The following is a 1,008-nucleotide window of genomic DNA, read 5'->3' on the forward strand; positions in this document are numbered from 1 at the left end:
CGGCATGGAATCCGCATTCCGGTACTTGATGAAAACGGAGTACAGAAAGTCGGGGCAAGAAACCGAAAACAATGGAAACGGGTTCTGACCGATGCTACCGGCTGGAATAATCCAAAGAATTGTGAGTTATGGCGAAGCGAATGGGCTGGGATGTGTAACCGGCATTTATCCATAGACAATCAGATTGACCACCGCTCTTATGAAAGACAGGGCAAATTAAAAATCCCTACGATTCATGAGGGTGCGGATGCAAGAAAGATTGAGGAAAAATATCTCACCGGACAGATATGGAATGGTTCATGGAAGGTAGAGGAAAACCAGATGATTAAAAAACAAAATGCACTACTGCAAAAGGTAATCACAACCTTTGGTAAGGTATCCGGTGCATTGTCAATATGGAAGGAGTGGTTGAATGACATTAGAAGAAAGCAAAGAAGTAATTCCCATGATGGAAGCAATGATTACACAGATAGAGGAACAGCAGAATATCATGGCAGAGATGCTTCAGGAGATACAGGAAAAGGACGAGAAGCTGATGTGCTTTCAGGAGCAGGAAGAACGATTGCAGCAATTAGAGAAAGAATTGTCAGAGCTGCTACAAATCTTACCGGATACAGAAGAACTGTTGATGCTTCTGGAAGAAAAGACAGACCAGATACAGAAACTCACAGACGAAAATCAGCAATGGCAGGAATTGGCACAGAAATTAAACAGCGAGAACCGGCTATTGCAGAAACAGAACAGCGAATTACTGAACTTGAACAGCAATTAGAGAAAGGAAGGTTGATTGATGAACGAATTAAGAAACTCAAAGAGCGACGATCAACTGGAAGAACTGCTAATGCTGACGGAGCAGATGCAGGAAGAACTCGACCAGAAAGACCGGACTATCAGGAAACTGAAAGTGCAGCTCGACGAATCGCTGACCTTGAACGAGAGGTTAAACAGCGAGAACAGAGCAGGGAACATTCAAGCCTTAAAGAACGACTTGAGGAAAACAAAAGAATT

The 1,008-nt window shown here is 43.2% G+C and carries 1 protein-coding gene; it reads left to right on the forward strand.

The window, feature by feature from the left end; all coding sequences use genetic code 11:
- Positions 1-1,008 (forward strand): MobA/MobL family protein (locus ACZMIG_RS14830; protein WP_487889773.1); only part of this gene is annotated, 1,008 nt, incomplete at both ends.

It is taken from the genome of Xylanibacter sp., from assembly GCF_057607445.1.